Raw genomic sequence first — 24354 nt, forward strand, 5'->3', positions numbered from 1 at the left:
CAAAATTAGATCAGGAAGAAATCATTTAACCTAATAAAAGTTAGAAGAGTGTGACTGGCGAATACTATATTTGTACAATCTATCGCATCTTTCCCCTCACTCACACTCACGTCCTATTTATTTCCGTCAGAAAAATTCCAACAATATAAAATCAAAATGAGCTACAGGGTATAAATCTTATATCTTAAGGCTGCAATGATAATTGTAGCAAATCATCACTATCTAAATAAGTATTATCTTTACAATTGGTTCCGATATATTCACGAATCAATAATTTCCCAAACTCTTTATAGCGATCCCCGTTATCTAAAGTTGCCTCAAACTTCATTCTATTCACAAATTTATCATTCAAAGCGGAAATATATGTTTCTGAATTCTCTTTAATGCCAGTTTTATGAAGACGATCAATGAGACAAATACTCTCGCCATACGCATTTGCAAAATGTCTTACCATCTCACGCTCCTTTTCCCCAAAACAGCCATTGAAAACTGGAGAAAGAAAAACGAGAAAAGCTATAGATCTAACATTCATGAAAGTCCTTAAAAAGATGGGAGGGCATTCCTTAGGTCAGCCTGAGCTAAAGTAGCACCTCCCAAAATTATTTAGAAAGCTTAGTCTTCACAAATCGCATTCTATCTCTAAAACTTAACGATCTAATTCAAATCGTCTATTGATTTGAAGAAACGAATCATAGGGGGATTTGCCCTATCCCACACAATATCCCGCTACCACCTGCCAAATCAATTCGCCAGCCTTTCAAAGAGGGATGACGAGTTGTGTAGTATTTTTTTTGACAAGATATTCATATTGAAGGGAAGCTTTCAATTTTTCCGAACGAATACGAATGTTTTCCAACCCTAACCCTCCTGCCGCATCAGAACCAGAACGCAAAAAAGGATCAAATTTCTTCCCATCATTGAGAATCCTCAGCACAAGATTCTGCCCGTCTTTTTCCCAAATCACTTCGATGATCCTGGACCCTCCATGACGCAGAATATTTGCCATAATCTCCAAAAAGATCTTCTGCACATGCAAACATTCGTCTATCTTTAAGTAATGCGAGGCTTCCTTGATTTTAAAAGTAATATGAATCTTGCCGGTATCCTTAATTCGTTTGCAATACCTTTGCATCACTTCTTCGACTAGATCCCTCTTACTTCCTTGATGATGCATCAAAAATACGATATCTCTCACATTAGAAATCAACTGATTCATTTCCTTCTTCAGCTTTACTAAAGTAGGATCCGATTTGTCTTTAGATTCCAATTCAAACAAAATCGCTGTTAACTCAGAACCGATGGAATCATGAATGTCGGATGCGATCCTGCTCCTTTCCTCCGTTTGAATCTTTAACTGCTCATTATATCTCATCTGTAAGTTGGCAAATTCTTTCGTACGCTCTAAATCATTCGTAAAACGATGAGAAATAATATACGAATTCAAAGCGACAAAACTCACCAAACCAATAGGAAAACTATAGGGCAGAAAGATATAAACCTCATACAAACCATAAATCACATCGTTGATCATCGCAAGACCCAGAATGATTGAAGTGAAACAAATCATCTTCGCTTTGGGCTCCCGAGCCAGAACGGCATATACCAAGCCGATCAAAATCACAAACGCATAAATAAGAGGAAAATAAAGGAACAGTTTGTACAAACTCACAATTCCTTTCTCGGGAAGAAAAATTACCCCTAGAACAAATAAGGAAGTACTTAACATAGGATAAAGAATCCACTTCCGACGGAATTGATTCGGAAACATGACTCTCAACAAACAGTAAGTAATCGGAAAAAATATAATCTCACAAAAAAACTCACTGCGTATCCTAAAATCCAAACTCATTTTAGGAACAACCATGAATTGAATCTCAGAAGTTATGAAAGTATAGATGGAAACGCTAAAACAAAAAAGACCGAAGTAAAGAGGAGCAAAATCTTTTTTATATGCAAAGAAAAATACCAAATGGTAGATTCCAAAAGAGAAGATAACAGTGATTAAAAATATATCCGCCCATTCCTGAAACCGATCCACTTCACTCAAATGTCCATCAAAACCAACCTCTAACGGGCTTCGCATTCCGCCTTTCAAAGTATTTCCTCGAAACACCGAAATCGCTACTGTAATCGTGAAATTTTTATCCGGCAGATCGTAAATCGTATTCAATGGATGGGAAGATAATAAACTCTCTTCATCTATCCCGCTGACATTCCCGTTTGAAAATATTCTTTCCTCATCCAAATACACATCGTAAATACCCGGAATTCTAGGGATTTTAAGTTTCAGTTCGGAACAAAGAGGCAGGCAAACGACATTCAATCGATAAACACCCATACCTTCTAATGTATGATTGGTGACCGAATATGTTCTCCAAATGCTGGGAACATTTTCATAAACAGGAGTTCCATCCAAAGAATGAACCTGTAAGTTCGGACCCCAAAAAAAAGCCCATTCTCCGTTCAACGGAAGAATATTATCCCTAAAATCAAACGAAGAAAGATCGATTTTACCTTCCTTCGCAGTCGGCAAAAACACAGGTTTCACCTTCGTATTGCAATTCGAACAAAAAAAGAAAAAGGATAGAATGATCCCTAAAATAAAACGCCGTGCGATCATGGGTAACCGGGAACATTTCGTATAATTCCCATTCTGCGACCTCTAATGATAGCTTCCGATTTGGAATGGACTTCCATCTTTTTATAAATTTTTTCCACATGCCTGCTGACCGTATGGGAAGAAATATCCAACTCATCCGCAATATCGGGAAAAGTCATACCTAAAGCGACGAAATTCAATATCTGCAATTCTCTATCCGTTAAACCGACGCTATTCGCTTCAGGATCGATAAAGCCGGAATTACGCATAGATAACTCTCGAATGATTTTATCCGCAATTCTGGGAGTCAATGGAGCTCCTCCCAAAACGATCACTTTCAACTCCGCTAAAAACAAATCGGGAGGTGTATCTTTCAAAAGATAACCGGAAGCACCGCTTCGAATCGCATCCACGATCTTATCTTCATCTTCAAACACTGTATACACTACAAATTTAGATTCCGGAAAATTAGGCTTCAAGGCACGCAAACATTCCAGTCCCGATTTACCAGGAAGCCCTATATCCAAAATCACGATATCCACCGGTTCTTTTGAAAAAGATTGAATGGCGGCATCCGCCGTCTCATAACGATTAGAAAACTGAAATTGTGGATCCTGCAATAACAAGGACTGTATGTTTCTAGAGGTGTGGTCGTTATCTTCCACAATAGAAACGGAATATACTTTGTTTTCCTTCAAGGAAAAAGACCCTTCAATCCGGAAATGGATTTTTCCAAATCGGCGATTTTATTCTTAATCTCTGTTTGGTTTTCCAATAGGGCATCATTCTTAGAATAAGCTGCTGCCATCAAACTATTGTAATCCTTTGAAATAGAACCGAGACTTTCTTCCCAATCCCTCGGTTTGATTCTTCGATTTGTAAAAGTCCTTTGCCTATAAAATCGATACCCCCAAGTTCCTAAACCGATCGCATGTAAAGGTAGAAGAATATAAAGAGCGGCTTTCACAATCGTCCAATAATTGACCGATTCACTGAAAAGACCCCAAAAGTAACCCCAAAGAAAAGCCAAACCCAAAACGGCCAAACTCAAATTCAGCTTAGGGGTCGACGGGGAAACCGAGTTGAATAAGGAAAGGAGGATGACAGAAAAGGCAAGCAGAAGGAGAACTTCCCAAGGAACGATTCCGAGAAAAAAATCCCAGAATTTCTGAAAGCGATCCCAGCTTTCTTGGAATTGATGGATGGAATTTTGCAAATCAAGAATTTGCTTTTGGATTTTTTCAAAGAACTCAAATACACCTGACATGAGTCAATTCATAGATAATTTATTGAATCAGGCAAGAGAATTCTTGCACAAAATAACGAAAGGTTCACAAACCTATCTCCTACTCTACACTTACGCATTGATCGCATTGCCCTTTTTCGTATTTCATGAATGGCATCTACCCGCTCATTATATCGCCGCCCTCGCAGTTTTCGCACTCATCACCGGCTTACTTCTCACTTACGGAACACTCTACGCCATCCAGGAATATTGGAACAACCCTTATCATCCTTTGATTGAAATCATTGTAGGAGTGATATTCCTGTTTTCTCTTTGGCTTTCGGAAGTGTTCCACTTCCGGGCTGGAAAAGTTTTTTTCTTTTTCATCGCAGTCTTTCTCCTTCTTATTAGAACATTAAAAATAGACTTCTACGCAAAACTTTGTTTAGCTGCTATTCTTATCATGGCGAACGGACTGTTATCTTTCCGCGCTCTGCAAGGAATGGAAATTCTTTCCTCTTATATTTTGTTCAAAAATAAATTCGACTTCGAGGAATTGGATCTCAATTCGTGGAAACAAAACGGCGATAGTTATTGGAATGAAAATCTAAAAATCGGATTCAAGCTGACGGAAGAATTCTCATTCTATCAGCCGAAAGATTTAAGCTTGGAACAAAAAACGGGAGCGGGACAGATTGCGGGGCTCATCGCATCAAGTGATATAGATCCGAATCAATATCCTTTTATTCGAATGTTCTATTTTCCATCCTACATACCTTTCGACAAATCCTTGGCGGCAAAGGAAGTGGGTGAATATTTAAAAATCCAAGTCAGCCGCCAAGAGATAGAAGACGTACAAGAAATCTCACCGGAAGAAAAAGCACTGCCTAATATAGGAAGCGGATATTGGACTTTCTATGATTCGTTAAGACCCCGTTATGCGAAAACGGGATTCGTACTATTGGAAACTCCTACCGGAGATAAAATTCTGATGCACATCACTGAAAATCTAGAAAAGGGAAAAACCCACGAACCGGGAATCGAATCGGTGCTCAGTTCATTTAGGTTCGGTGATTTCACTGAGGGCAATGAGTGAAAGCGGGTCGATCAAAGTATCCGCAATCTTAGCGCCCAAATGAAGATGAGGGCCGGTGGACATACCAGTCGTTCCCACTTTGCCGATCTCTTGGCCCTTCTTCACCTTATCCCCTACTTTCACTCCGATCTCATCCTGATGCATATAGAAGGAAAAAATCTTATTTCCATGATCGAGAATGGTGAAATTTCCCTCATAATACATCTTACGAGCTAAAACGACAGTTCCATCCTGAATCGCAAAAATAGGTGTACCTATCTTTCCTCTAAAATCGACCCCCCCATGAGGGCGTCCGATTTTATTATTATAGTCTCGCCTAACATAAAATTTACTTGTGATATAGATGGATTCCAAAGGGTTTCGGAACTGATCCGAAAACTGAAGCCCAGATATTTTTCCGAACGCAGCTTCTTTGGCTTCCTTACATTCTTTGATAAAATCCAAAGTCTCTTTGGGTAATTCCTTAACGACGAACTTATTGTCGACTACGATCGATTGTTTTTTAATCACTTGAAACTTGGTAGGTTCTAGGATGATCTGATATTGTTTTGTTCCTCTTTTCACAAAGAGAATCTTAGATTGTATCTCCAAAGTCATCGGCCCTGGGGCAGTGTCTGGAGAAATCCCGAAAAAAGAAATGAAACTGTCTCCTTGTTTGGTGAGGAAAATTTCCTTGCCCATCCAAAATGCTTTGAAAGATTCGTTAATCCATTTTTTATTTTTAGGTGTTAGTCGAAAAAAAACGGCTTCCCCTCTTCCGAATCGTCTTGCTTCCAATACCAATGAAAAGTTTTTTTCGTCTTTCTTTACGAAGTAATTGGAGGAAGAAGAAACAGGTTCTTTTTTTTTCTTTGCAACATCTTTCGATTCTGCCGGCAAAGACAGAGTGACGATCAAAAAAAGAATAGGGAAAAATACAGACTTCATTAACATAAGAATCGGAAACTCTTCTATGTTGAGTGGTTAATTTTTTTTACAAATTCGACAAAATCTTCCGTGGGCAAAGGTTTGCTATAGTAGTATCCCTGAATGATATGACATCCGAAATTTTTAAGAACATTTCTTTGTACTTCATTCTCTACTCCTTCCGCAATCACTTCCATACCAAGGGAAACAGCCATATTGATGATCGCTCTACAGATCGCTTGATCATCCTCATTCTGCTCTAAATCCATAACAAAAGAGCGATCGATTTTTAAAACATCCGCATCGATTTTTTTAAGATAACTCAATGAAGAATAGCCTGTCCCGAAATCATCGATAGAAACCTTAATCCCTAAACCGGAAAGATAACGGAAAGACTCAATGCTTCTTTCCGGATTTTCCATAATCGAACTTTCCGTAAGTTCCAGTTCGATTTCTTCCGCTTTTAGATTGAAGTTTTCGATCGTACTTTGAACCTTATGAGCCCAATTGTTTTTCATCAATTGTTTGCCGCTCACATTGATGCTCACGTTAAAGCCGTTCAAATTATTTTCGTTCCAGGATTTTTTCAAGCGGCATGCTTCTTCCAAAACCCATTCCCCGATGCTTTCGATCATTCCGGTATCTTCTGCAACAGGAATGAATTCCACAGGAGGAACCCAACCTCTTTCCGGATGTTTCCAACGAATGAGAGCTTCGGCTCCGCAGACTTTATCCGTTTCCATGGAAATCTGCGGTTGAAAAAAAAGACAAAGCTCGTTGTTTTGAAGCGCCTTTCTAAGGGAGTTTTCTATATAAAGACGTTTTTCAGATCTTAATATGAGCTCGTTCGTATAGAACTTGAAGTTGCTTCTTCCCAACTCTTTGGCTTTATACATAGCCATATCCGCATTCTTCAAAAGTTCCAATGCGGAAATACCATCATTAGGTGAAAGTGCGATCCCCATACTGATTGTAGTATATAAATCCCTTCCAGTGATATGAAAAGGTTGGCTCAAAATATCGAAAACCTTTTGGGCGAATTCTGCCGCCTTTCCTTTGTTCTCTATATCGACTTTTAGGATCGCAAATTCGTCTCCGCCGAATCTTGCGACCGTATCAACTTCGGTTAACAATCGTTTTAATCTGGCGCCTACCATCTGCAATAACATATCGCCTTTCGTGTGGCCCAAGGAATCGTTGATGAATTTAAAATTGTCTATGTCGAAAAAATAAAAAGCGAGCAAGGTTTGAGAAGTTTTATGGTTCTTCAAAGCCTGATTGGAATGATCGATGAATAAAGTTCTATTGGCAAGACCGGTTAAGGAATCGTAGTAGGCTAAATAAGAAATTCTTTCCTCTGCGATCTTCCTGTCGGTGATATCGACTCCGTAACTGATGATTCTTCTTTTTCCGGATTCGGAATCTTCGATAGGAATGTATTTACGAAGAAGATATTTTTTGGTATCACTTACATCTTGGATCAATTCTTCGAACTGAACATTTTCGTTTTTAGATAAAGCGATCTCCAAAAACTTTTTTCTCTTTTCCGAGAATTCATCAGGAAGATTCAGTTTAAGAGCGACATCCTTATCGTTTTTTTGATAAATCCATTTGCGAATCTCTTCATCTGCAATCAAGACAGGATTCAAATACTCATAATTAAACGAAGAGTCCAACACGGAAATATCCGAGTCAATATTGTCCAAAATGAATTCATAAAAAGCTTTCTGAGTTTTCACTTGTTCTTGGGCTTTTTTACGTTCCGAAATATCTCTGAAAGTGGCCCAAATCGCCATTTTACCGCTCGCAGTAAACAAACGAAAGGAGGACTCAGTAGGAATAATGTCTCCGGTTTTAGTGATCAGTGCGCTTCCTGCGATCAAACTGCCCTGAAACTCGGTATCCTCATCATCCGAAACGGGAGGAATAAGAAAGGAAAAATCTTTCCCAATGATTTCTTCTTTTTCATAACCGAGAGCACTTAATGCCTGTTTATTGATTCCTATGATGTGCTTTGTAGAGGGATCCACCTGGATCAAAATGTCCAACGATTCCTCGAAAACGTTTTCGAGGATGGCGATTCTTTCTTTCATTCTATCGAATTCGAAAGAACGAGTCATGTCCGAAACGAAACGTTCTGCAAAATCGAGCATCAAAGATAACAGTTTTTCGGAATAACTTTCCTTACAAAGGTACAAACGAGTAGGATGCGCGAAATCGTTCAATTCTTGTTTGGTGATTTCGGAATCGGACAGAAGAATATAAGGAACGGACGGAAGTTTTTCAAACAGTAATTTCTGTTTTTCTAATATTTGAGAATCTTTCCAGAGAAAAACGACTGAGGGTGTTTCGGAAGAAAGAGAATCCAGCTCGGATACATTCGCAAAAGAGCTCAAACTTACATTGGAAATCTTGTTTATGTCGCTAATTAGAATTTGAGTGAAATCACTTGGATTTTGTTCCAGACAAATTCTGAGATGATGTAACGACATGAGCTAGGTATAATGAACAATATTTATCTTTCCTTACAATTGATTTTTTGTCCCCAAACAAAGCTTTCTCTTAGGAATTTAGAATTGGTCAAAAATTTTCCGAAACGGTTTTTACCAAAAAAGATGCAGTTTTGTCCCTTAAAATTCCTAGTTTTCAAAAAAAAATACAAGAAAAGAAATTGAATTTGATTCTCATTTCCAAGGATAAAAGCTGGATATATCGACAAGGATAAGACAAAAATATGACGCACTTAAAAAAAATCAGTTTCGGAATCTCCCTCCTACTCGTTACTTCTCTTGCTTTCGCAGGATGTAAAAAAGAAGAAAAGAACGACGACACACAAAACACTCTTGTATTGCTAGCAGCTGCATTAAATAATCCGGGCGATTGCGCAGTAACTGCAGGAACTCGTACTACAAACACATTCACTACGGATCTTACTACTGCATCTTCCGCAAAAAGCGGAGTCATCACTCAAGTAGGGACAGTGCCTATCGTAGGTCACCAAACATCTGTTTTGAAAATCACTGCTAAAGTAGGAACTACCGTTGCAGTAACAGGAAAAGCTTTCGGTATCGTTTACAAATCGGAAAATTGCCCTCTTACTACTGCAGTTGCGCAAACCGTTACTACTTTCACTTATGCTGGAAATGCAACGGACTCCAGCTCACAATTCACAAACTCTCACGAGATCAACGGAACTTCTACTTTGACTTTCGCTCAAGCGGGAACTCACTACTACTTCTTCTATGCGATTCCAAGCAGAGGACAAGCAGCTACTGTAACTTACGCAGTAACCAACCTATAAAACTGTGAATAAAAAAATTACATTTGGGTTCATTGTAATTTTTCTATTAATCAACTGTGCTCGGAAACATGAAAGTGTTTCCGAGCAACAATTGTTTATAAATCAATTAGTGGCGGATTTGCTCAAAGCGAATGATCCGAATTCACTTGATAAGGTTGTGTACTCCAGAGCGGAAACGGATGGAACTACACTCACTCGTATCAACGCCACGAATATGGACTTTTATATTTACTTCAGTTTCAGAACGAATTCCCAAATTCCTTTTTCTTCCGTAAATACTACGAATTGGGATATTGCGTTCAATCGCTACAAGCTGGCCACAAACAGCGGAACATCTAATTCGTTCGGGTTAGGCGGAGCTTGTTTAAGCAATCAAACTACCGTAACAGCTGCGGCTTCCATCGACAGATCTTCTCAAAATTGTTCCGATACTCCATCCACTAACTTCGTAATAGATGCTAAAACCTCCACACAAGGCATCGGAGGAGTAGGCGCCGAATTTATCGGAAATGCATTGCTTACAGATTGGTTCAATTATCAAATCGGCAACCTTACTACGAAAGGCTTGATTTATATCGTCCGATCCGGTGCGGGAAGCAGTTCTAATTTCGCCTTTAAAATTGAAAATTATTATAGTGATGCCGGAACTTCGGCTTATCCGACCTTTCGTTGGAAAAAACTCCCTTGAAAAAACAAATAAAAATAAATGATCCACACCTTGTCCCAAAAACAAAGACTAACCATAGTAATATCTTCATTGCTGGTTTGTTCTGGACTTTACCCGCAAAGTAAAACCAAAACACCCAAAAAAGATACAAATCCTCCTCAGCAAAATCAAGTTGAGGTAAAGGAAGAAACACCGCCGCCTCCTACCGAAGAAGGACAGGTTTCGGAAAAACCTCCCGCTCAGGAAGAGGTCGATCGATTCCAAGACATCGATAATAAAAATGGAATCGTAGTCACAGGTTCTCGCGGAGAAAGAAGACTGAAAGATTCGGCAGTACCTACGGAAGTGATTTCCAGGAAAAGGATCGAACAAACGGGAGCGAGAAACCTAGGAGAAGTTTTGGAAACTCAACTGGGAGTTAACGTGACTCCTTCTCCTACCTTTTCCGGTTCCCAAGTACAGATGTTAGGTCTTGATTCCAAATACGTATTGTTTCTCGTGGACGGACAAAGGATCGCAGGAAGAACAAATAATACTGTCGACCTAACAAGATTTAAAGTACAAAACATAGAAAGAATCGAAATCGTAAAAGGTTCTTCTTCCGCACTCTACGGAGCCGATGCCATCGGAGGTGTGATCAACATCATCACAAGACAGGCCGAAAAACCGGAACATTATCAATTCAGAGCTACCTACGGAAACGGAAAACAAAGCAACTTCGGGACACAAGGTGAAAAAAACATGATCGCAGATGTGGGTTTTAGAAACTCCTTCGTTGCGGCAAACTTCACGGGAGGTTTCAACCAATCCGGCGGATACGATTTGGATCCCAAAACCCCGAGCACTACCGGGAACGCATTTCAAGATGCAAGTATCGGTGGAAATATGAACTTCAATCCGGATGGTCAGTTCCGAGTAAAAACAGGATTCAACTACCTAAACAGACACCAACAAGGTGTAGACTCAAGAACGACCGGAGGAACCTTCGACCGTTCAAATGCAACGAACGATTTTCTAGCGTTAGGTGCTTTGGAATATTCTTACGGAAAAAAGAATTTAATCTCTTTTCGAGGAAACTTTTCCCGTTGGGAAAACAAATACAAATTGGACCAAAGAGGTTCCGACGAATTGGATACGAAGGAACTTACGAACGAAGTATCCTCCCAAGGAACTTTGCAGTTGGATCACGAAATCAACGACAGACATATGGTTACCGCAGGATTAGAAACCTTCTCGGAAGAACTGGAATCGGATCGTCTTCGCCAAAGATTCGCTTTTCGAACCAGAAAGGCAGCCTTCTTACAAGACGAATGGTTGGTAACTAAGACAGGTGTTATATGGAGAATCGTTCCGGGAGTTCGCCACGATTTGGATTCCCAATTCGGAGGACAAACCACTCCCAAAATCGCAACTAAAGTAGACATTACTTCCAATTTGGCTGTGAGAGCCAGTTACGGTTTGGGTTTTAGACCTCCTTCTTTTAGAGAACTTTATCTGAGATTCGAAAACCCAGGTGTCGGTTATGTGGTGGATGGAAACGATCAACTCAAACCTGAAAAATCCAGAACTGCAAATGCGGATGTAGAATATTCCCCTTTTAAAAACTGGTCTATGTCTTTCAGCGTTTTTAGAAACGATATCACCAATTTAATCCAATACAATTATGCGAATCGAGGAGCTTCCGAATTCGCAAGTTTCCAGTTAATGAACATTCAACGAGCCTATACCAGAGGTGTGGAATTGGGAACCAGAGTTCGTTTTCTCAAATACTTCGCTTTGGAATTAGGTTACAATCATACAGATACAAAAGACCTGACTACCGACAGACCTTTGGAAGGAAGAGCTTTGCATCAAGGAAACTTCAATTTCTTCGTCAATGCTCCCGGAGGATGGGAGTTTGCAATGAGAGGAAAACGATTGGATCGAAGACCTTTTTATTCCAACACGAGTGATTTTTCCGGTTCCAGCACGGCATTGATCGATCAAGCGAACGATCCCTTCTATAATCAGAACAATAAAGTGATCTATGGAAAGGCGTTCACACTTCTCAACTTCCGTTTGGAAAAAAAATTCTTCGAAGGAAGGATGTCCGCTTTTTTAGGTGTGGACAACGCACTCAATCAATACGAGCTTACCTACAATCCAATCAGGCCAAGGTTCTATTATGGGGGAATCCAAGCACAGTTTTAATGTCTTGCTGCAATATCTAGTACTAATACTAGCTATTGCATGTTTCCCTGCGTACTCTTTGTATCCCCAAGAAAATAAACTATCCGCAAAAGAATCGAAAGTATTAAAAGAAACTTTTCAATACTTGGATGCACTCGAAGCCAAAAAACTAAAGTTAGACAAACAAACTTATTCCCGTTATTCGAATTTTGAAAACATATTCCATTTTTCCTTTTCAGGAAAAAAAATAACAAAATGGATTCAATCCAGAATCAAAAACTATTCCATGGGCTCCACGGGAGATTTTATCGCCTATTATAACAACGGGGAAGTGGTTTTAGGAAAACAGTTTTTCCTGCTTTCTAAGTTAGATCGTTGTTTGGTGATCCTTCATGAAGCAAGACATGCGGACGGGAAAGAATACTCTCACGTCACATGCCCTGATAATTTCCGTTATTTGAATACTAGAGATTTGAAAATCCATCCTTCCGGGAAAAAGGGATGTGACTCCAAAGAAGACGGAGGATACGGCGTTACCGCTTCTTTTATCTTCGAGTTAGGTGCTTACGGTTATTTGTCTCAAGCGGAAACCGCTTACAGATATAATTCAGAAATATCCAGAATTCTGGAAAACGATTAAAACAAATAGTGATAAGACAATAGGGTTTCTTGATAAACCCTATGTTGCAAAAACTCCAATCTCAATTCCTGATTGAGAGAAACGGAATATCTCAACTTTAAATTTGCGGTGAAATCGTTTTCATTCTGCAGCCATTGATAATAATGATACGCATAATAAAATTGAAATTTAAAATCACCGATTCCGTACAAAACGTTCAAAACAGCTTCCGGGCCTAAACGAAAATTATGTTTGAATTCCGGATGGATATGAGACTTCACTCCCGCCATCAAAGAAATCAAAAGAGGAGAACCTCCTTTTTCCGATCCCGGTTGAAATGTGTATCCTGCCATCGCTTCCCCATGAATCGGTGTAATGCGGTGATATTCCTTTTTAGGAGAATCGAATATAAAACCTTCCCAACTGGATAAGGTTCTCATCGTAATCGATTCCGCTCCCAAATCGAATCCGTAACTTTTCGACTTAGAAACTGAATTATACGGATTTAAGGAAAACATTCGAATCGCATTCAGTCGAGTGAGTTCTAAACGTCCGCTGTCTTGGTAATAACGAACCGCCGCATTCATCATTTGAGATTCTGAATTAGGAACGAATCCTGTTTCCCGATTCAAAAGATCACGGGTCTTAGGGCGGAATTGAAATTCTAAAAAATTACCGATGGAGGAAGTGCCGATACTGCCGGAAGCTCTGGATGTTCCGTGACTTTCATTTCCCGACTGAGAAAACAAAGAAACGGAACCGAATGTGAGTAGAAAACAAACTAAAACAAAACGAGGAAACACTTTCGCTTAGTAGTGGCAAGCTTCCTTCAATTCAGGATCCAATCCTATTTCTTTCTTCAAAGCGGAGAGGATCAAATTGGAATCTTTTCTAGTAGTTTCGTTTACGATCTTTTCGAAATTCTTTTTGGAAAGGAGGCCGATCTGTTTGGAATGAGTAGGGCAGCCTAACAAAGATGCGATGGCATCGATTCTTTCTCCCGATCCTGCCGCCATCTCCGTTTCCAAACCGGTTTGGTTGTAATGAACAAAAATTTCCTGAGCTTTTTCCGCCTTCACGATTCCGTCATTTGTACAATTGGAAGTCCCGGAAGTGATTCCGAATGTTTGGCTGGAAAAAGATCCGTTTGTGGTAGCTGCTAGAACCTGAGCGATGTCGTTTTTCCATGCGGGAACCATAGAACCAAGTCCACATCCAGCCATACCATAATTCCCTGCGGAAAGGGATGCGGAAGAAAACAAAATCAAAGAAGAAACTAAAACGATGAAAAAACGATTCATATCAACCTTCCTTAAAAAGGTAATCGTTTTCTGGAAGGTATTGAGGAACACCGGAAGCGAGAATTTCCCCTTTCAGAGTTACCACAGCCCAAGTCCTTTCCTGTTCCTCTTTAGAGTGCATGGAAAATAGAAGGTTGTTGGTGAAAGTTTCCAGCTTTTTGCTTAAATTTTTAGAAGGGACCACGGAAGATTCGGGGCTTAAGTTATGCGGGTCTAGTGAAAGCATGTGGTAACTCTTTTTTCCAGGATGTTCTAAAAATCGGCAGGGGAACCCGATTGACTAAAGCCTAAAATCATCCGAATTTGAGTCAATCAAGAGACATAATATTAAAATAGAAAAGAAGGATCTTCAGTCTCACATTTTAGGCTTTCATTGACGGACGGAGCTTGACGAAAAACGCTATCTTCTGAGGAAGACCTTGTTAACTCCACAGATCAATCTTTTCAAAAAATCCAATCCACTCATCGTGAAAGTCCTTTCTAATCTTAGGCTTACCCCTGAAAGAGGAAAAGGAAAGCGTCCTTTTGCAGAAGGAGATTCTGCCATTCACAGAATTACACTTTCCGTAGATCATAATGTTTATCCTTACTTGATCGGCCAAAGCGCAGGGGTGATTCCACCAGGAGAAGATCCGGAAAAACTGGCAAAAGGATCAGCTGATCCTGCTTATACGATCCGATTGTATTCCATCGCTTCTCCTTCTTACAGCTTCGGAAAAACGAAAGATACAATCGAATTCATCATCAAAAGAGACGATGTGTACGATGAATCCGGCAACCTACTATACAAAGGAGTTTGTTCGAATTACATCTGTGATTTGAAGCCTGGGGATTCCGTTACAATGACTGGACCTGCCGGGAAAAAATTTCTTCTTCCTCAGACCGATTACCAAGGAGATATTTTTTTCTGTGCGACTGGAACGGGAATCGCTCCTTATCTGGGAATGATAGAAGAACTTCTGGAACACAAACTCATCCAATACCAAGGAAATGTTTATGTAATCTACGGGGCGCCTTATTCGGATGAAATCGTTCTTCGAGACTATTTCGAATCGATTGCAAAAAAACATCCGAATTTTAAATTCATTACTGCTGTTAGCCGAGAAGAAAAAAACTCTTTCGACGGGGGAAAACAATACATCACCCATAGATTGAGAGAACTGGCTCCTCAAGTGAAATCCGCAGTCGAAGGAAACGGAAAATTTTATATCTGCGGAGGACCCAAAGGTATGGAAAAGGGAGTCATAGAAGAAATGATAGCTGCGTCAAAAAGTACTTTGTCTTACGAAGAATTTAAGAAAGACTTAGAAACCAAAGACCAATTGTTTGTGGAGACATATTAAAATGGCAAAAACAGGAATCATCAAAGATATCGATAAAGGCCGCGGAGAAGTGGTTCGAGTGGAAATTTCCGAATACAAAGGACAAACTCTGTTTAACATCCGTATTTGGTACCAAGATGCCAATGGGGAATTCAAACCCACTCAAAAAGGGGTGGCATTGTCCCCTTCGATCGTAGGAGAATTAAAAGAGGCTTTGGAAGAAGCAGAACGCTGGTTAGCTTAATCCGCCTCTTCCCCCTGATTCGCATAAATAATTCTCTGTAAATTTTCTCTTGCCGAGGTCATCGTCTCTGCTACCCGAATGTGGTTGTATAGACGAGTGATCTCGAAGACTTTCTTCACCGAATCCCTGATATTCGAAGCGATAAATTCCCCGCCTCTTCTTCTCAACCATCCCACGATCTGAATCAATGTTCCTATCGCGGAAGAATCGATATGAGATGTTTCCGAAAAATCGAAAATCACATAACGAAACCCTTCTTCCAATTTTCTTTCCACAATGGATTTGATTTCGGGACATTTATAAAGATCGATGTCTCCTGTGGTTTGGTATTCATAGATCCGATCGTGGACTTGGACTCCTTTCAAATCGATCTTTTCCGGGCCTCTGGAAAAATAAGATGATCCCGCAAATAGATGTTTGGTGAGATCGTTCGACTTTTCTTGGATTTTGGCATCCATCGCTTGAAGACGGTGCAGTAGAGAACCAAGTGCATTGGGAGAATAGTGTTTGTTGGAATCGATATCCTGCATGAGACCGAAAAGAATCACTCTTGCGTCTTCCAAATTTCCTTGTTGGACATATTCAGTGATCTTTGCCATTCCTTTTCCGGCATTGGCGACTAACATCTCCACTAGAACATCCGGATCTTGTTTTCCTTTTGCAGCGGCATGAGAGATAGGAAGTTCCGTACTGACGGATTCCAATTTCATCTGATTCAAAAGATTATAGTATGTGATGTCCGCTTTGAAGATAGGTACTTCGATTTTTTTCACAGACTCATCGATTTCGATTTTTAAAACCACATTCCTGATGTCATCGGCACGAATATCCCCTGCTTGGATATTCACTTTCTGCTGGCCGAAACTTTTCGCATCTCCATGAAATTCGTCTATTTCCTCATTGAATTGAAACGAATAGTCATTTAACAATTGTTTAAACTTTACACCGGGAGCAAATTCGATCCCCACATCGATTGCCTGCGCATACAATGCGCCTATATCGCCGAACTCTTGGAAAAAAATATCGGAAGCAAGTTCAGGATTGTCTACGAAGTAAAAATTACCTCCTCCTGCTCTTGCGATTTCCATTAACATTGTTTCGTTGAAATCACTTCCCACACCGATGGTAGTAGTGGAAATTCCTCTAGTTAGGTGGTCTTTTGCGATTTGGATGAGTGTTTCGGCTTCTTTGATTCCGGAAGTAGGATTTCCATCCGTAAGGAGAATCACTCTTTTGTATGCATTGGGAACGTTCGCATTTTCGACCGCTTTGAGTGCGGACAACCATCCTCCGCTTAAGTTCGTAGAAGTGCCTACTTGGATGCTTCTCAATCGATCTGTCACAGATAATTTTTCTGTTAGGTGAGTCACGGCCTGAATCAGCTGCACATCCGCAGAATAAGCGATGATAGCTAAAGAATCGTGGCGAGTGAGCCAGTTCACAAGAGAACAAGCGGCTTCAACCACTGCTTCGATCTTTTCCCCTTTCATGGACCAACTTTTATCAATGGCCAGACCTATCACTAACGGCTGTCTCTCAGCCAATCCTGGGTTCGGAGGAGTCCTCAACCGTAACAGTAAATGGTTTTCCTGAGTTTCACCCGTCACTATGTGCGGGTATTCTAATTTCCCTTCCACTTGCATACGCATTAGAAGAATTCCTTATTTTCACTTTCCGCAAGAACAATTTATGATTTCCTGTCATCAGGTGGACAATCCGTCATGTTAGGAAACATTCATGAAATATATTATTCTGTATCGGGAGAAGGCATATCGCAAGGAATTCCTACAGTCTTTGTTCGTTTTGCAGGCTGCTCTCTTCGCTGTGGAAAAACGGAAGATCGTAAACTTTGGTGCGACACTGCTTATGCACTCGGTCCCAATCAAGGCAAATCGATTTCTATCTCTGAAATTTTTAAAGAAATCCAAGCCTTAGATCCTAAGAGTTCTGCACAAATTCTTCTGACAGGAGGAGAGCCTCTGGAAGGAAAAAACGGAGAACATACAGATACGATCTGTCGAACGTTGTTCCACGAAAGAAGCGAATCGAATCATCCTTATCCTGCACCTAGAATCGAAACGAATGGAAAGGAAACATTGAGTTTGGATGCGGACCGAGTTTTCACGATGGACTATAAACTGCCCGGTTCAGGGATGGAAGAAAAAATGAACTTAGAGAATTTCGAGATTCTTAAAAAGAGACATAATTCTCTTGACGAAATCAAGTTCGTAGTTCGTGATAGATACGATTTTCAAAGAAGTTTGGAAATTCTTCACGAGAAAAAACCTAATACAAACATATTGTATTCTCCCGTTCATGACGAATTGGATGCAAAAGAACTTGTGGATTGGATCAAAATAGAAAATCCACCTAAGGCACGTTTGTCTTTACAAATTCACAAGGTTCTCTGGGGAAATAAAAAAGGAGTTTGATGGATCTTCCTACGCAACTTAGTTTAGATTTCGAATCGATTCAAGAGACGAAACAAACCAATGAGTATGCTTTTTTAATCGACGAACCCGAATTAGGTTTCGCTAAAATCACGAAAGAGACAAATACATCCGTAGATTTATTCTTCGCATCGAAAGAAATATTCAGAACGGTGAACAAAACCGATTCGTCTCTCAGATATTTGAAAAAATATCCAGGTTCTCTCAGAGAATGGGAAGAATATCCCAAAGCGATGGAAATTTCCCTAATCGCTCACCAATTAAAACTCACTCATAATTTCGATAAACTCTCCTCCCTATCCAATTCCAGAACTAGACTTCTTCCTCATCAGATCGAATCCACTTTCATCGTAGCCAACAGCTTAAAACCACGCTTCGTACTTGCGGATGAAGTCGGTTTGGGAAAAACCATCGAAGCCGGTCTTGCCGTGAAGGAATTGATGTTCCGTAGAGGACTCAAACGGGTATTAGTCGTTGCTCCATCTCCTCTTTTGGTGCAATGGCAGCAAGAGATGAAAAATAAGTTCAACGAAGACTTCGCCATCATCCGCCGCAGAAACTTCGTAACGAACGGAGAAGATCATTGGAGAAATTTCAATAAGGTAATCACTTCCATCGATTTCATCAAAAACCCTCGTTATGCGGAAGAAATCCTCAAAGTAAAATGGGACATAGTCGTTTTCGACGAAGCGCACAGACTCAGAAGAGACTATTCCAAAGTCACACGCAGTTATCTTTTTGCCGAAAAAGTATCCAGAAAAACGGAATGCCTTCTTTTGCTGACTGCAACACCATTTCGCGGCAAACTGGAAGAACTTTTTTATCTGCTTCACCTCATCGATCCGAACATTCTAGGACCTTATCATAGTTTTGTGAACGATTACATCCTGGGCCAAAAAGGGGATCTAAAAGAAAAAATCTCCAAAGTTCTTCTACGTAGAAGAAAGGTCGAAGTAGGCGGGTTCACGAAACGTTTCGCAAAAACGGTAAGAATCGATCTTTCTCCCATTGAACGACAGTTTTATGATGAAACGACGGAATATGTGAGAAGAGAATACAATCTGGCGATGGGAACCAAAAACCGCGCTGTAGGATTCGTAATGATCGTTTTCCAAAAACTTCTCGATTCTTCCGTCGTAGCTCTTTTGTCCGCACTTCAAAAAAGAAAGTTCATGTTGGAATCCAAGTTCCACTACATGAAAGAAAATGAAGTCACCGTAGACGATTGGGATTTGGACGAAACGGAAGGTGTGGAGGACTTCCTCACCGAACTGGATGAATCAGAAATGTCCAATTTCCAAAGAGTGAAACGAGAGTTATTCACCCTCAATCGATTGGTTCATTTGGGAAAACAAATCAAAGAAGATAAAAAAACGATCAAACTGAGAGAAACACTTTCCCGACTCAAAAAAGAAGGCCATAAAAAATTCATCATCTTCACTCAGTTCCGAACGACTCAAGATCATCTTCAATCCCTTCTAGAGCCTGAGTTCAAAGTGTCCCCTTTCCACGGATCTCTAAGTATGGACGACAAAGAAAGAGCCATCCAAAAATTTAAGGAAGACTACGAAGTTCTCATTTGTACGGAGGCGGGAGGAGAAGGAAGGAATCTTCAGTTCGCCAATATATTGTTCAACTACGATCTTCCTTGGAGTCCTCTGAAAATCGAACAGAGAATCGGAAGGATTCACAGATTCGGCCAGAAAGACAATGTTTATATTTTTAACTTCGCATCCAAAGACACTGTTGCAGAAAGAATTTTGGAAGTATTGACGAACAAAATCAAATTGTTCGAAGAATCCATCGGAGCCTCCGATGAACTTCTGGGAACCATCGAAGAAGAACTCGATTTTAACTCTAGTTTTATGAAGTTCATCACCGGAACGAAAACTAAAGAAGAGTTGGAAACGGAATTCGATCTTCGCATCCAAGTGGCTCAAAAAGGGTTTCAAAAATTAAACGCTCTTGTTACTCCTAAACTTTTGGATTTCAATCTCAAAGATTACTACGATCACACTTTGGAAGAAAGAGATTGGAACAACCAACACTTGGAAGAAGTAGTAACTGTCGGTTCCAAGTTCTTCTACGGACAACTTCCCGGAACTTTGGAATTAAAATCCAAAGGAAGATACGACTACACTCATCCTGACGGAAAAACGAAAATTGCTACCTTTGATTCCGATCATGCTTTAACCAACGATTCCGTTGAATTTTTGGCCTTCGGACATCCTTATGTGGAGAAAGTCACAGAACTTCTTACTTCATCTAACATTGGTCATAAGAAAAAATACGTATATTCCGACAGCCTGAAGAACAAGGTTTTGTTCGTATATCTTGTGGAATATAAATTCTCTCTCAAACGCACGGAACTGTTTTTTGCGGAATACAATCTCAAAACCAAAAATCTCAAGATCGTAAAAGAAAAAGGGAAAGAATGGGAAGACGCAAAAACCTATGTGCCTGAAACGGAAATCTCACTTTCCCGATTGGAAGAAGCGTTTATAGAAAGTTATCCGATGATAGAGCAGGAATTGGAAGCGAGAAAAGAAACTCTCAGAAAAGAGACTCTTTCGATCTTCCAAAAAGAGGAATACAAAGTGGAATTGTCTCATCAAAAAATGATCCGCCAGTTGGAGGAAAAACTGATGAGACAAGAAGCCGCTTATAAATGGGACGCCAGACCGGAGAAAAAAGCGGTTCTTCACAAAACGATGAAGGAAATTCAAAGAGCCAAAGAAGAATTCGAGATCGAAATTAGAAAAATTAAAAACGGGGCGAAAATCTTCCATAAGCTGGAACTCTTTCAAACCTATATCGCTCTTTAATTTTCATTTACATCGAATCTGAAAAGATTCTAATTTGTTCATGTTCTTAACTAAGATTCCCTTCTGGGCTAGAATCTTTATCGGCTTGATATTAGGGATCGGGATCGGAGTTTATCTGCATCCCGATTCGAAACAAATTTCCGAGTCCACTCTTTCGATTCTTCTTCCTTGGTTGAAATTTCCAGGGGATATTTTTCTCAATCTGCTCCAAATGATCATGGTGCCTCTTGTGATCGCCTCAGTTGCATTAGGCGTTTCAAGTCTCAGCAATATGAACGAACTCTATAAATTAGGAACCAAAGTTTTCGTTTATTTCGTATTCACCACTATGGTGGCAATCTCCATCGGGGTCAGTCTTGCCATTCTAATCAATCCTGGCTCAAAAATCCAAACATCGGAAATCGCTGTCACACAGAATCCTTCCTCACTCACAAGAGAAAGTGAACCTGCCGCAAAAATCATCTCTGAGATCATTCCCAAAAATATCATCAACGCTATGAGCGAACAACAGATGTTGTCTTTGGTTCTTTTGGGAATTTTTTTAGGAATTTTCTTTTTGTCCGCTAAAAACGATTCATCCGAACCGCTGCGAAAGTTCGTTCAATCTTTGGAATCGTTTTGTATTTGGATGGTAGGGATCGCAATGAAGATGGCTCCTTTCGCGGTATTCGGTTTAATGGCGTTCGCACTCACTCAAATCGGAGTTTCTCTTCTTGCAGGATTATTCTACTATATATTCACCGTATTACTCGGATTAGTTTTGGTATTGATCTTCTATATGGTCCTTGTGAAACTATTGGGGAAAAAAAATCCTTTCGTGTTTCTAAAACAAATCAGAGAAGTTCAGATACTCGGTTTCTCCACATCCAGCTCAAGTTCGGTGCTTCCTATCTCCTTGAAAATCGCCAAAGAAGAATTAAAGATTCAACCTAAAATCGCCGACTTCGTGCTTCCCTTAGGTGCTACTGTGAATATGGATGGAACGGCTTTGTACCAAGCGGTCGCTACAATTTTTCTCAGTCAAATCTACAATATCGATTTTACTTTCTTTCAACTTATACTTTTAGTATTCACAGTCACAGGCGCATCCATCGGTACTGCGGCCACACCGGGAGTAGGGATCGTCATCCTAGCATCCATCCTCTACAGCTTTCAAATCCCCGTAGAAGGAATCGCAATCCTTTTTGGGGTTGACCGTTTCCTGGACATGTGCAGAACATCTGTAAATCTAAGCGGAGATTTAACCGCATCAGTAATCATGAACCATCTTTGGAAGGAAAACAAATAAATGTCAGTATGGAATCGATTCTCTCTTCTCTTCATCGCAGCTTTGATGATTATAAACTGCGATACAAAGAAAGACTACCAGAAAGACGTCACAGCGAATGTACTGTGTTATACGCTTGCGGCCTGCAATCAGTCTAGAGCGACCACAGTAGGAATGATCGGAGACAGCTGGACGGATCTTCTTATCGGATACCCCGCAGTGGATACCCTAAGAGTCCAATTGGAAAAAAATCACGGATATAAAATCACTGGTGCGACTCTGGGCGGAAAAACTCTGTCTCAAGCTAGCGATCAAGGATTGCAGTTCCAAGTGATCGAACAAGCGGGAGCAGACATCCACACCATGATACTTTCCTTAGGCGGAAATGATCTCCAAGCTAATTTGAGTGCCTATGTAGGAAATGAAAATTCAGTCCAAGCCGCTCGATTTGCGGACATTAAGTTCAGAATCAAAACGATGATTCTTACGGGAAACAGTTACAAAATCTCCAAATACGGAGGACAGCCTCTGAAATGGATCATTCACGGATACGACTACCCTAATCCTTATAAAGGGGCGGTTATTCCGGGAGCGGACGAAGGATGCAGCACAAAATTCGCATCCGCAGGTTTCAATCTTCCAGACGTAGCCGCATTCACTTCCCAACAATTGGATGCTTTCAACGAATTATTGAGAAGCATCACCAGTGAAGAGCCGAATTTTTATTATGTGGATCTGCGCAGAACCTTAGGAGGCCCTCCTATTTCCAACGCACAATTGATGTTAGATTGCATTCACCCGAACAGTCTGGGATTTCAATTTTTAGGCGATAAACTTGCGACCCAAATCAGCCCGCTTACAGGAGTAAGTAACTAACATGTTCCGAAACATTTTCCTTTTCACATTTCTTTTCTTTTTCGCCGTCGGAACAATCTCTGCGGACGAACCGAACACCAATACCTCTTCCGTTTTCGCCCATCCATTGCAAGTGGAACCGGTTGCAGTTTATACTAAAGTAAGAGGTAACATAAGTTATTGGGATAAAAGACAGAACGGAGTTTACGAAGAAAACAAAAACATCAACATAGAAGGTGAATTTCGTTTCTGGCAAAACTTCTCCGTTATCTCTTCCATCGGAAAAAACAGATATTCATACACCAATTCGGAACCGGAAAACACTTGGGATCGTTGGAATGTAGGTTTGAAATACGGAAAAATCTGGGACACGGGAACTTCTCAATTTTTATTCGGAGCAGGTCTTCGCCTCTATGATAAAAAAAGAGGAGGAGATCTCAAAGAAAGAGAAAATCCTGAGTATTATTTGGTTCGTCCTAATGTAGGATTCGGATTCAAAAGAGGTCCTTTCGAGATCATGTCGGAACTTCGTTTTCAAACGGAAACCAACAGCAAAGGACGAGAATCCAATTTGGAAGAATTTAGAAGATACTACCAAGTGGGAATCGCTCCTTCTTACGGAGTGAGTCCATCGGTGCGCATCTTTGCCGAGTTGGAATACAGAGAGCCTTTTGATAAAACAGTCGATACAAGAACTAGATATTTCAATTTTTATCCCGGCTTTTCTTATAAGACGGAAAGTTTAGGAACCTTCAGTCTGTCCGCACAGTTCGCAGGTTTGGCGAAGAACGAAAATGCAATGGACCACGGAGTTCGATTTTCCTACTTTTATTTCTTCGATACGGAATCCGCTCCTTCTAATCCTACAGCAGCGCCGGCCAAAGATAAAACGACGGAAACAAATTAGAATTCTTTCATGAGAAAAAAATTTCTTTCCTTATTATTAACAACTGTTGGGTGTATCTCCATCCAACAGGGAAATCCTTCTTTAACCGTTTTCAAAAACAACGGAAGCCAAGGCATCTTCGGAAAATCCGTTTCCTGGAAAGACGAATATAAAATGGGAGAAGCCTGTGTAAGCAGTTATGCAGGACTCATCAGCATCGGAGATGCCAGTGTGGAATCTGCGGCAAGAGCTTCCAAGATTAAGGATATTTATTCCATCAATCATGTTTATAAAACACAATACTTCTTTCTTCAGGAATTCTGCACTTTAGTTTATGGACTATGAAGGAAGATCTGGAGAGACTCAAGGAACTTTCTCACCAAATCAAATCGGGAGAGTTGTACGAAGATCTTATCTCCAAACTTTCTGAATACCAAAATCGAAAATCGAATAAAAAAGATAAATCCATAGAATCCATACAGAAAAAAATTGAATCTAAGGAAGCTGAAATCCAGAAACTATTCGGTGAAATCATTCATTTACAAAATCAACTTTCCTCTCTTTTGGATCAGGAACTCAAAAACCCTCCTAAGAAATAAATCCTCACTTTTTCTATTCTGTC

The 24354-nt window shown here is 40.2% G+C and carries 24 protein-coding genes; 14 read left to right on the top strand and 10 right to left on the bottom strand.

Going from position 1 to position 24354, the window contains the following annotated elements:
* Positions 1-184 precede the first annotated feature (184 nt).
* From EHS15_RS03360 to EHS15_RS03375, 4 genes are all read right to left on the bottom strand, one after another.
* Complete coding sequence (locus tag EHS15_RS03360) at positions 185-532, bottom strand: hypothetical protein (protein WP_135759136.1); 348 nt, start codon at positions 530-532, stop codon at positions 185-187.
* Positions 533-757: 225 nt separating this feature from the next.
* The gene (locus tag EHS15_RS03365; protein WP_135759137.1) at positions 758-2620 is read right to left on the bottom strand and encodes a sensor histidine kinase; all 1863 of its coding nucleotides are present in this window, start codon (positions 2618-2620) and stop codon (positions 758-760) included.
* Positions 2617-3315: a response regulator gene (locus EHS15_RS03370; protein WP_135759138.1), complete on the bottom strand. Its 699-nt coding sequence runs from the start codon at positions 3313-3315 to the stop codon at positions 2617-2619. Before EHS15_RS03370 ends, EHS15_RS03365 begins: the two co-directional genes overlap by 4 nt.
* A complete protein-coding gene (locus EHS15_RS03375; RefSeq protein WP_135759139.1) occupies positions 3294-3866 on the bottom strand; it encodes a hypothetical protein in 573 nt (190 codons plus the stop codon). Before EHS15_RS03375 ends, EHS15_RS03370 begins: the two co-directional genes overlap by 22 nt.
* On the opposite strand from EHS15_RS03375, the gene EHS15_RS03380 reads away from it, so the two are divergent.
* On the top strand, positions 3865-4920 hold the full coding sequence (locus tag EHS15_RS03380) for a hypothetical protein (protein WP_135759140.1): 1056 nt from the start codon (positions 3865-3867) through the stop codon (positions 4918-4920). The two genes, EHS15_RS03375 and EHS15_RS03380, sit on opposite strands and share 2 nt — an antisense overlap.
* Here EHS15_RS03380 and EHS15_RS03385 read toward each other — a convergent pair.
* Positions 4882-5853 carry a M23 family metallopeptidase gene (locus EHS15_RS03385; RefSeq protein ID WP_246051872.1) on the bottom strand — a complete coding sequence of 324 codons (972 nt, stop codon included), beginning with the start codon at positions 5851-5853 and terminating at the stop codon, positions 4882-4884. The two genes, EHS15_RS03380 and EHS15_RS03385, sit on opposite strands and share 39 nt — an antisense overlap.
* A gap of 17 nt (positions 5854-5870) precedes the next feature.
* On the bottom strand, positions 5871-8318 hold the full coding sequence (locus EHS15_RS03390) for a sensor domain-containing protein (protein ID WP_135759141.1): 2448 nt from the start codon (positions 8316-8318) through the stop codon (positions 5871-5873).
* A 242-nt stretch (positions 8319-8560) separates the two neighbouring features.
* On the opposite strand from EHS15_RS03390, the gene EHS15_RS03395 reads away from it, so the two are divergent.
* From EHS15_RS03395 to EHS15_RS03410, 4 genes are all read left to right on the top strand, one after another.
* Positions 8561-9127: an LIC20153 family lipoprotein gene (locus EHS15_RS03395; RefSeq protein WP_135759142.1), complete on the top strand. Its 567-nt coding sequence runs from the start codon at positions 8561-8563 to the stop codon at positions 9125-9127.
* 91 nt (positions 9128-9218) lie between these two features.
* Positions 9219-9815, top strand: coding sequence for an HmuY family protein (locus EHS15_RS03400; RefSeq protein WP_246051873.1), 597 nt, complete (start codon positions 9219-9221; stop codon positions 9813-9815).
* An 18-nt stretch (positions 9816-9833) separates the two neighbouring features.
* The gene (locus tag EHS15_RS03405; RefSeq protein ID WP_135759143.1) at positions 9834-11984 is read left to right on the top strand and encodes a TonB-dependent receptor plug domain-containing protein; all 2151 of its coding nucleotides are present in this window, start codon (positions 9834-9836) and stop codon (positions 11982-11984) included.
* Positions 11985-12042: 58 nt separating this feature from the next.
* Positions 12043-12603, top strand: coding sequence for a hypothetical protein (locus EHS15_RS03410; RefSeq protein WP_342775497.1), 561 nt, complete (start codon positions 12043-12045; stop codon positions 12601-12603).
* Here EHS15_RS03410 and EHS15_RS03415 read toward each other — a convergent pair.
* From EHS15_RS03415 to EHS15_RS03425, 3 genes are read right to left on the bottom strand one after another with little or no spacing between them, the layout of a single operon-like run.
* On the bottom strand, positions 12600-13385 hold the full coding sequence (locus EHS15_RS03415) for a DUF7840 domain-containing protein (protein WP_135759145.1): 786 nt from the start codon (positions 13383-13385) through the stop codon (positions 12600-12602). The two genes, EHS15_RS03410 and EHS15_RS03415, sit on opposite strands and share 4 nt — an antisense overlap.
* A gap of 6 nt (positions 13386-13391) precedes the next feature.
* A complete protein-coding gene (locus EHS15_RS03420) occupies positions 13392-13883 on the bottom strand; it encodes a DUF3015 domain-containing protein (RefSeq protein ID WP_167884145.1) in 492 nt (163 codons plus the stop codon).
* A 1-nt stretch (position 13884) separates the two neighbouring features.
* Positions 13885-14109, bottom strand: a complete 225-nt coding sequence (locus tag EHS15_RS03425) for a hypothetical protein (RefSeq protein WP_135759146.1) — start codon at positions 14107-14109, stop codon at positions 13885-13887.
* 181 nt (positions 14110-14290) lie between these two features.
* On the opposite strand from EHS15_RS03425, the gene EHS15_RS03430 reads away from it, so the two are divergent.
* Both EHS15_RS03430 and EHS15_RS03435 read left to right on the top strand, forming a co-directional pair.
* Complete coding sequence (locus EHS15_RS03430) at positions 14291-15226, top strand: ferredoxin reductase domain-containing protein (RefSeq protein WP_425460621.1); 936 nt, start codon at positions 14291-14293, stop codon at positions 15224-15226.
* Between the two features lies 1 nt (position 15227).
* Positions 15228-15449 carry a transcriptional coactivator p15/PC4 family protein gene (locus tag EHS15_RS03435; RefSeq protein ID WP_135759148.1) on the top strand — a complete coding sequence of 74 codons (222 nt, stop codon included), beginning with the start codon at positions 15228-15230 and terminating at the stop codon, positions 15447-15449.
* Here the strand turns inward: EHS15_RS03435 and EHS15_RS03440 are convergent.
* Positions 15446-17098: a VWA domain-containing protein gene (locus EHS15_RS03440; protein WP_135759149.1), complete on the bottom strand. Its 1653-nt coding sequence runs from the start codon at positions 17096-17098 to the stop codon at positions 15446-15448. The two genes, EHS15_RS03435 and EHS15_RS03440, sit on opposite strands and share 4 nt — an antisense overlap.
* A 72-nt stretch (positions 17099-17170) precedes the next feature.
* On the opposite strand from EHS15_RS03440, the gene EHS15_RS03445 reads away from it, so the two are divergent.
* From EHS15_RS03445 to EHS15_RS03475, 7 genes are read left to right on the top strand one after another with little or no spacing between them, the layout of a single operon-like run.
* Positions 17171-17881: a 7-carboxy-7-deazaguanine synthase QueE gene (locus tag EHS15_RS03445; RefSeq protein WP_135759150.1), complete on the top strand. Its 711-nt coding sequence runs from the start codon at positions 17171-17173 to the stop codon at positions 17879-17881.
* On the top strand, positions 17881-20724 hold the full coding sequence (locus EHS15_RS03450; RefSeq protein ID WP_135759151.1) for a DEAD/DEAH box helicase: 2844 nt from the start codon (positions 17881-17883) through the stop codon (positions 20722-20724). Before EHS15_RS03445 ends, EHS15_RS03450 begins: the two co-directional genes overlap by 1 nt.
* 40 nt (positions 20725-20764) lie before the next feature.
* The gene (locus EHS15_RS03455) at positions 20765-22012 is read left to right on the top strand and encodes a dicarboxylate/amino acid:cation symporter (protein WP_135759152.1); all 1248 of its coding nucleotides are present in this window, start codon (positions 20765-20767) and stop codon (positions 22010-22012) included.
* Entirely contained in the window at positions 22013-22867 is an 855-nt protein-coding gene (locus EHS15_RS03460; RefSeq protein ID WP_135759153.1) for an SGNH/GDSL hydrolase family protein, read from the top strand. It abuts the gene before it with no gap.
* 1 nt (position 22868) lies between these two features.
* A complete protein-coding gene (locus EHS15_RS03465) occupies positions 22869-23753 on the top strand; it encodes a hypothetical protein (RefSeq protein ID WP_210416283.1) in 885 nt (294 codons plus the stop codon).
* Between the two features lie 9 nt (positions 23754-23762).
* Positions 23763-24077: a TRL domain-containing protein gene (locus EHS15_RS03470; protein WP_135759154.1), complete on the top strand. Its 315-nt coding sequence runs from the start codon at positions 23763-23765 to the stop codon at positions 24075-24077.
* A complete protein-coding gene (locus EHS15_RS03475) occupies positions 24074-24331 on the top strand; it encodes a hypothetical protein (RefSeq protein WP_135759155.1) in 258 nt (85 codons plus the stop codon). Before EHS15_RS03470 ends, EHS15_RS03475 begins: the two co-directional genes overlap by 4 nt.
* Positions 24332-24354 lie beyond the last annotated feature (23 nt).

The organism is Leptospira idonii (assembly GCF_004770995.1).
GTDB lineage: Bacteria > Spirochaetota > Leptospiria > Leptospirales > Leptospiraceae > Leptospira_A > Leptospira_A idonii.

Excerpts from the sequence above, each read along its gene's own strand:
- EHS15_RS03360 (WP_135759136.1), bottom strand. The coding sequence starts at position 532 with ATGAATGTTAGATCTATAGCTTTTCTCGTTTTTCTTTCTCCAGTTTTC.
- EHS15_RS03365 (WP_135759137.1), bottom strand. The coding sequence starts at position 2,620 with ATGATCGCACGGCGTTTTATTTTAGGGATCATTCTATCCTTTTTCTTT.
- EHS15_RS03380 (WP_135759140.1), top strand. The coding sequence starts at position 3,865 with ATGAGTCAATTCATAGATAATTTATTGAATCAGGCAAGAGAATTCTTG.
- EHS15_RS03375 (WP_135759139.1), bottom strand. The coding sequence starts at position 3,866 with ATGTCAGGTGTATTTGAGTTCTTTGAAAAAATCCAAAAGCAAATTCTT.
- EHS15_RS03385 (WP_246051872.1), bottom strand. The coding sequence starts at position 5,853 with ATGTTAATGAAGTCTGTATTTTTCCCTATTCTTTTTTTGATCGTCACT.
- EHS15_RS03390 (WP_135759141.1), bottom strand. The coding sequence starts at position 8,318 with ATGTCGTTACATCATCTCAGAATTTGTCTGGAACAAAATCCAAGTGAT.
- EHS15_RS03395 (WP_135759142.1), top strand. The coding sequence starts at position 8,561 with ATGACGCACTTAAAAAAAATCAGTTTCGGAATCTCCCTCCTACTCGTT.
- EHS15_RS03405 (WP_135759143.1), top strand. The coding sequence starts at position 9,834 with ATGATCCACACCTTGTCCCAAAAACAAAGACTAACCATAGTAATATCT.
- EHS15_RS03420 (WP_167884145.1), bottom strand. The coding sequence starts at position 13,883 with ATGAATCGTTTTTTCATCGTTTTAGTTTCTTCTTTGATTTTGTTTTCT.
- EHS15_RS03425 (WP_135759146.1), bottom strand. The coding sequence starts at position 14,109 with ATGCTTTCACTAGACCCGCATAACTTAAGCCCCGAATCTTCCGTGGTC.
- EHS15_RS03435 (WP_135759148.1), top strand. The coding sequence starts at position 15,228 with ATGGCAAAAACAGGAATCATCAAAGATATCGATAAAGGCCGCGGAGAA.
- EHS15_RS03440 (WP_135759149.1), bottom strand. The coding sequence starts at position 17,098 with ATGCGTATGCAAGTGGAAGGGAAATTAGAATACCCGCACATAGTGACG.
- EHS15_RS03445 (WP_135759150.1), top strand. The coding sequence starts at position 17,171 with ATGTTAGGAAACATTCATGAAATATATTATTCTGTATCGGGAGAAGGC.
- EHS15_RS03450 (WP_135759151.1), top strand. The coding sequence starts at position 17,881 with ATGGATCTTCCTACGCAACTTAGTTTAGATTTCGAATCGATTCAAGAG.
- EHS15_RS03455 (WP_135759152.1), top strand. The coding sequence starts at position 20,765 with ATGTTCTTAACTAAGATTCCCTTCTGGGCTAGAATCTTTATCGGCTTG.
- EHS15_RS03460 (WP_135759153.1), top strand. The coding sequence starts at position 22,013 with ATGTCAGTATGGAATCGATTCTCTCTTCTCTTCATCGCAGCTTTGATG.
- EHS15_RS03465 (WP_210416283.1), top strand. The coding sequence starts at position 22,869 with ATGTTCCGAAACATTTTCCTTTTCACATTTCTTTTCTTTTTCGCCGTC.
- EHS15_RS03470 (WP_135759154.1), top strand. The coding sequence starts at position 23,763 with ATGAGAAAAAAATTTCTTTCCTTATTATTAACAACTGTTGGGTGTATC.
- EHS15_RS03475 (WP_135759155.1), top strand. The coding sequence starts at position 24,074 with ATGAAGGAAGATCTGGAGAGACTCAAGGAACTTTCTCACCAAATCAAA.